This is a genomic window from Dietzia sp. DQ11-44 (assembly GCF_014145205.1).
GTDB classification, from domain to species: Bacteria; Actinomycetota; Actinomycetes; order Mycobacteriales; family Mycobacteriaceae; genus Dietzia; species Dietzia natronolimnaea.
On sequence record NZ_JAALEC010000411.1, the window covers coordinates 1 to 6,156 of the forward strand.

A 6,156-nucleotide genomic window follows, 5' to 3' on the forward strand; every position below is an offset into this window, starting at 1 on the left:
GGCGGTTCGGCGCCGGGCGCAGCCGCCCGATCCGCCGCACCCGCCGAGGGGTCGATCCCGCTCACGTTTTCCCAGCTCAAGTTCAGGTGGTCCAGCGAGACGAAATCCGACGGCTCTGACCACTCGCCGCACGAGCGTGTGATGGGACAGATTCATGCGCCGGCGCGGGGACGCCACCACGAGGCGCATCGGCCTAACCTCGCGGCCGGCCGCGCCCCCTGCCCCCGGCCGGCTCGAAGTAGGCGATCCACATAGAAGTCCGGATGCAGTTGCGGCGGAACCGGACCGTCGGGCCAGGTCGGCGAGCGAAAGTCGGGGACGGTCTGGAACCCCAGCGCGACCGCCTCCGACCTGCCCCTCCGGCGGCAGCACAACCGTTACTCAAGTCCCCGCCGGCCCTACCCGCGCCGGCATACCCGCGGGCACGTCGAGCGACGCTCGTGCAAAAGTGGGGCATGGCCAACTCCCTCCCACCAGACCCGGATCCCAGCGAGTCCCCCGACCTCGACGCCGGCGGCTCGCCCACGGGACCGCAGACGCCGGACTCGGATTCCACGTCCCTGGCCTCGGACAGCGCACGCACCGGGCAGAGCCCGACCAAGTCCGGGTCCCGCATCGGGATCTACGTGCTGTTGGGGATCATCGTGCTGATCGTCCTGCTCATGGCGCTGGGACTTGCAGGAAGGCTGTTCGGCCTGGGCTGACCACACGGCCGTAGTCGGCGCGTCGGTGAACGCCGCCCGCCACGTCACCGCCACCGGGCACCACCCGCCGCGGGGTCACACCTGATCACGTTTCCCCAGGTGGGTTTTCCCGGAATCCGTCACATGCGACCAGTCTACGAGTGGGCACACCCAGCGCGGGCCCTCCCCCGGTCACCCGGGGTGGGCGGACGCGGCCTCGCCCAGCAGGTGGCGCTCACGGCCACACCACGGCACCGCCCCACCGCATCTCACCGTTCCGCAGGTCCGCGCGCAGAACGGTCGTTACCCTGCCTGACATGAGTCAAGGTGCGTCACTCCTGCGGATCGGGATCGCTTACATCATCGCCATCGGCGCCGGGTTGGCGTGGCTGCTGTGGGGGCTGGACAGCGGCCAGCTGTGGCTCGACGGCCTGATCGCCGACCTCATCGCGACCGTGGTGATCTTCGCGTTCAGCCGCTTCTACGGGAACTCCACCTTCTACGACGCCTTCTGGTCGGTCATCCCACCGCTGCTGGCGTTCTACTGGTGGATCGCCGCCGACGCGGGGGTGAACGACGTCCGCTGGTGGCTCATGATGATCGTGCTGTTGGCCTGGGCGGTGCGCCTGACCGCCAACTGGATCCGCACCTTCCCCGGCATGCACCACGAGGACTGGCGTTACCCGATGGTCCGCGAGCGGGCCGGGCGCTTCGAGTTCGTGGCCGACCTCATGGGCATCCACGTCTTCCCGACCCTGCAGGTCTTCGCCGGACTCATCCCCGTCTACGTGGTGGCGACGCGGGCCGGTGAGCCGCTCGGCTGGCTGGACTTCGTGGCGTTCGGCGTCGGCCTGGCCGCGCTAGCCCTGGAGACGATCGCCGACCTTCAGATGCACCGCTTCGTCGCCACCCGGACGCCCGGGCAGGTCATGGACACCGGCGTGTGGTCGTGGTCCCGCCACCCCAACTACTTCGGTGAATGCGGGATCTGGTTCTCCATGGGCCTGTTCGGCCTCGCGGCCTGGCCCGGCGCGTGGTGGGTGTTCGTGGGCACCTTCGCCATGGTGGCGATGTTCCTCGGCGTGAGCATCCCGATGATGGAGCAGCGGAGCTTGGAGCGGCGGCCCGAGTACGCGCGCGTGGTGGAGCGGGTGTCGCTGTTCATCCCCCGCCCGCCCAAGAAGCGCCCGCAGGAGAAGAGCCGGACCACGACCTCCGCGTGAGCCGCCCCCGGATCGTGGTGGTCGGCCTCGGGGACACCGGGGTCCTCACCGCGATCGCGCTGCGCACCCACGGCGACGTCGTGGGCATCACCGCCAAGCCGGAGTTCGTCAGCGGCCAGGAACTGGGCCTGCGGCTGGCCCGGCCGGAGGCGTGGACGCGCGACTACCGCATCGCCTACAGCCGGTTCCGGGGCCTCGACCCCGTCCGGATCGTGCACGGCAGCGCGACCGCCCTCGACACCGAGAAGCGAATCGTGCGCGTGAGGCTCGCGGACGGAACGGTCGCCGAGGAACCGTACGACGTCGTCGTCGTCGCCACCGGGGTGACCAACGGATTCTGGCGCCACCCCACGCTCCAGGACGCCCGCGGCGTCGACGCCGACATCCTCCTCCCCCACCAGCGCATCGCGGCATCGGGGACGGTGGCGATCATCGGCGGCGGCGCGGCGGCCCTGAGCTCGGCGGCGCAGGTGGCCGAACGCTGGCCGGACAAAAACGTAGATCTCTACTTCCCCGGCGACCGCGCACTGCCTCATCACCACGACCTCGTCTGGGACAGGGTGCGCTCACGACTGGAAAGCCTCGGCGTGGGCCTGCATCCCGGTCACCGCGCGGAGCTGCCGGCGGGGGACGTCGCTGGTGGAGACGGCGGCGACGCTGCGAACCACAACAAGAACGACGACGACGACGACGAGCACCTCACCAGCGCCCCCGTGAGCTGGACGACGGGTCAGGCACCGACCACAGCAGATGTAGTGATCTGGGCGATCGGCCGCGTCACGCCCAACACGGGTTGGCTGCCCGCGGAGATGCTCGACGACCGGGGGTTCGTCCGCGTGGAGCCGACGCTGCGAGTGGCCGGGCACAGCGACGTCTTTGCGGTCGGCGATGTGGCGGCCACCGACCCGCTGCGCACCTCCGCCCGCAACCGCGGACACCTCCTGGTCGCACGCAACATCCGTGCGCACCTTCAGGGCGGCCCGCTGCGCGACTACCGGCCCCCGAGGCGCCGCTGGGGATCGGTGCTCGGCCCGCTGCGCGACGGACTCATCGTCTTTACCCCGCCCGGCCGGGGTGTCCGCGTCCCCGCCCCCGCCTCCGACGTGGTGCTCCAACGGCTCATCACCCACCAGGTGATCTACGGCGGGGTGCGCAGGCGGGTTCGATAAGTCCCGGCAAGTTCCGGTGAATGCCGGCGGGCTCGGTGAGTTCCTGCACGGGACGGTACGGGTCGGCGACCGGGCCCATAGGCACTGACCTGCACGGCGGGTCGAGCGGTCGCACGGTCCTGCCGGCGGCGCTAGGTTCGAAGCATGCCTGAATTCACTGTTCCCGGATTGTCCAATGCTGACTCCGCCACCCTCGCGGACACGCTGCAGAAGCGACTCACGGCGTGCAACGACCTGCACCTAACCCTCAAGCACGTGCACTGGAATGTGGTGGGCCCCAACTTCATCTCGGTCCACGAGATGCTCGATCCGCAGGTCGAGCTGGTCCGCGGCTACGCCGACGTGCTGGCCGAGCGCATCGCCACCCTCGGCGGCTCGCCGGTGGGCACGATGGGCGCCAACGCCGACCACCGGTCGTGGGACGACTACTCGCTGGGCCGCGACACCGCGCAGGCGCACCTCGGTGCCCTGGACAAGGTGTACGACGGGATGATCGGCGACCACCGCAAGGCCATCGCCGTGGCCGGCGAGGTGGACCCGGTGACCGAGGACATCCTCATCGGCCAGACCGCCGAGCTCGAGAAGTTCCAGTGGTTCGTCCGCGCCCACCTGGAGAACGCCGCCGGCTCGCTGTCCACCTCCGACGACGCCAGCGAGAAGGGCGCAGCCCGGTCCGCCACGGCGTGATCGCACCTGGCTGACCCCTCCTGCACGACCCCTCCAGCACGGCCACCGACGGGCCGGATTCCCACCAAGGAGTCCGGCCCGTCGTCGTTCGTTTCGCAAGCAGAGTCGCGGGGGGTGGCGAGGAAGGCCGCGGGGGTGCGGGGGTATGCAGCCGGGTGCCGCAGATAATGAACGCCGGGCGCTGACCCCAGCGGTGGTGCAGGGGCCCCGGAGGCGACCAGACTCACTGCGTGCCCAATACCGACCTGATGTTCGCGGTCATCGGCGCGGCCCTGCTCATCGGGTCGTTCCTTCCGCGCCTGCTCCGCGAGCGGGTGCTGTCCGCACCGATCGTGGTGGTGGGCGTGGGCATGGTCATCGGCTGGCTGATGCCCAACGAGTCGCAGCTCGTGGACGTGATCGAGCACGCGGAGCTGGCTGAGCGGATGGCCGAGATCACCGTGATCGTGGCGCTCTTCGGAGTGGGCCTGGCACTGGACCGGCCGCTCAGCCTGCGCGGATGGACCACCACGTGGCGACTGCTGGCGATCGGCATGCCCCTGTCCATCGCAGGAGTCGCGGTGCTGGGGTGGTGGGTACTGGGGCTGACCCCCGCGGTCGCCGTGCTGCTCGGGGCGGTGCTCGCCCCGACCGACCCGGTCCTGGCCTCCGACGTGCAGGTGGAGGGTCCGAGCTCCGGGGAGGAGGTCGACGACGAGCACGACGAGGCCCGCTTCGCCCTCACCTCCGAGGCCGGGCTCAACGACGCCCTCGCGTTCCCGTTCGTGTACCTCGCCATCTATCTGGCGACCAAGGGGGATCCCGGCGAGTGGCTCCTGGGCTGGGTGGCGTGGGACCTGGTGGGCAAGACGGTCATCGGCGCGGTGGTGGGCTACCTTCTCGGTCGGCTCATCGGGGCCGCGGCCTACCGCGTGCGGGTGGGCGACCACCGGCTCGTGGGATTCGCCGAGCCCGCCGCCGTGGCCACGCTTCTATTGGCCTACGGGGTCGGCGAGTTGCTGGGCGGGTGGGGCTTCCTCGCCGTGTTCTGCGCGGCGCTCGGGGTCCGCGCGTCCGAGCGTGACGACGAGCGCCACGAGCACTTCCACGAGTTCGTGGAGTACACCGAGCACCTGCTCACCCTGCTGGTCCTGCTGGTGATCGGCGCCTCGTTCATCTCCGACGCGCTCCCCCGCCTGCACTGGACGCACGTGGCGGTGGCGGCCGGCGTCCTGCTGGTGATCCGGCCGCTCACCGCCTGGGTCGCGCTCCTGGGGGACCGCAAACTCCGCCGCGACGAGCGGATGGTGGTCTCGGTGTTCGGCGTCCGGGGCGTGGGCTCGCTGTTCTATCTCTGCTACGCGATGGGCTCCTTCCCCAAGGAGGACGGCTGGTCGCTGTGGCCGGCGGTGTCGCTGATCATCATCGCCTCACTGGTGCTCCACGGGGCGAGCGCGTCCCAGGTCATGCGGGCACTGGACCGCCGGCGGGCCCGGGCCGGGACCTGAGCCATCGTCCGTACACCCACCCGACAGCGATTCCGACCAGGTGCCCCACCGAACCGAGGGGCAGCGAGAACAGGAACACGATGTTGATCGCAACCAGGATGGCCAACCATTGAGTAGTCGTGCCTCCGAAGATCCGTGACGACGGGCGCATCGCCAGCACCGCCGCGGTCACGCCGAATACCGCCGCCGAGGACCCGACGATGGTCCCGTCCTCCGCCCACGTCGGGACCGCAGCGGTCGCGGCCACAACACCCAGTGAGCCCGCCACCCCGGCCAGCAGATAGACCGCCACCACATCCACAGCGCGTGCGGACTTCTCCAGCAGTGGCCCGAACGCCGCCAGCATCACCACCATCAACACGACGTGTACGAGGAGGTCGTGGACGAATATCACGGTCAGCGGACTCCATGGCCGTTCACCCAACCCCTCAGCGCTTCCCGGAAGGGCGAGCCGCTCCGCGATGTCGGGGCTCACCAGCTGGGCGACGTACACGACTATCTGGATGGCGATGATCGAGAGGACGGCGGGACTGCTCTTCAACCTCGTGAACAGCATCAGCGGTGTCCTTACTCGAGATGCGCCGGCGACGTGGAGAACCGCCGGCCCCGACGCCGATCGGCGCAACGGAGTTCACTGTCCTGCCTCCGCGGTTCATTACCTCACGGAGTGCTGTCGAAGGTGACGCGAACGAGAAATGGCACACCGGGGACGTTTCACCCCTCTACACCTGCCGCGCGACCTCCGAGGCCACGAGCTCCAGGTGATCGAGATCGGACATGTCCAGAACCTGCAGGTAAATGCGCCGGGCACCGATCGCCGAGTACCGGCCGATGGTGTCGACCACCTGATCCGGGGTTCCGGCCGCGCCGTTGGCCCGCAGTTCCTCCGGATCCCGGCCGATGGCGC

The 6,156-nt window shown here is 69.9% G+C and carries 6 protein-coding genes and 1 pseudogene; 5 read left to right on the forward strand and 2 right to left on the reverse strand.

The window, feature by feature from the left end; all coding sequences use genetic code 11:
• Positions 1–455 precede the first annotated feature (455 nt).
• The 5 genes from G6018_RS10745 to G6018_RS10765 all read left to right on the forward strand — a co-directional run bounded on the left by G6018_RS10745 (position 456) and on the right by G6018_RS10765 (position 5,249).
• A complete protein-coding gene (locus G6018_RS10745) occupies positions 456–704 on the forward strand; it encodes a DUF6480 family protein (protein ID WP_095718250.1) in 249 nt (82 codons plus the stop codon).
• A 296-nt stretch (positions 705–1,000) separates the two neighbouring features.
• Complete coding sequence (locus G6018_RS10750) at positions 1,001–1,906, forward strand: DUF1295 domain-containing protein (protein WP_182639575.1); 906 nt, start codon at positions 1,001–1,003, stop codon at positions 1,904–1,906.
• Positions 1,903–3,075, forward strand: coding sequence for an FAD-dependent oxidoreductase (locus tag G6018_RS10755; RefSeq protein WP_182639576.1), 1,173 nt, complete (start codon positions 1,903–1,905; stop codon positions 3,073–3,075). Before G6018_RS10750 ends, G6018_RS10755 begins: the two co-directional genes overlap by 4 nt.
• A 144-nt stretch (positions 3,076–3,219) precedes the next feature.
• Positions 3,220–3,762, forward strand: a complete 543-nt coding sequence (locus G6018_RS10760) for a DNA starvation/stationary phase protection protein (protein WP_179523312.1) — start codon at positions 3,220–3,222, stop codon at positions 3,760–3,762.
• 230 nt (positions 3,763–3,992) lie between these two features.
• Positions 3,993–5,249 carry a cation:proton antiporter gene (locus G6018_RS10765; protein ID WP_182639577.1) on the forward strand — a complete coding sequence of 419 codons (1,257 nt, stop codon included), beginning with the start codon at positions 3,993–3,995 and terminating at the stop codon, positions 5,247–5,249.
• Here G6018_RS10765 and G6018_RS10770 read toward each other — a convergent pair.
• Together G6018_RS10770 and G6018_RS10775 are read right to left on the reverse strand one after the other, a co-directional pair.
• A complete protein-coding gene (locus tag G6018_RS10770; RefSeq protein ID WP_107745814.1) occupies positions 5,206–5,805 on the reverse strand; it encodes a rhomboid family intramembrane serine protease in 600 nt (199 codons plus the stop codon). The two genes, G6018_RS10765 and G6018_RS10770, sit on opposite strands and share 44 nt — an antisense overlap.
• Positions 5,806–5,971: 166 nt before the next feature.
• Positions 5,972–6,156 (reverse strand): annotated as a pseudogene (locus G6018_RS10775) (LLM class F420-dependent oxidoreductase); the annotation flags it as partial.

What these genes read in the sequence shown, in the direction of transcription:
- G6018_RS10745 (WP_095718250.1), top strand. Translation starts at nt 456, where the DNA reads ATGGCCAACTCCCTCCCACCAGACCCGGATCCCAGCGAGTCCCCCGAC.
- G6018_RS10760 (WP_179523312.1), top strand. Translation starts at nt 3,220, where the DNA reads ATGCCTGAATTCACTGTTCCCGGATTGTCCAATGCTGACTCCGCCACC.
- G6018_RS10770 (WP_107745814.1), bottom strand. Translation starts at nt 5,805, where the DNA reads ATGCTGTTCACGAGGTTGAAGAGCAGTCCCGCCGTCCTCTCGATCATC.
- G6018_RS10750 (WP_182639575.1), top strand. Translation starts at nt 1,001, where the DNA reads ATGAGTCAAGGTGCGTCACTCCTGCGGATCGGGATCGCTTACATCATC.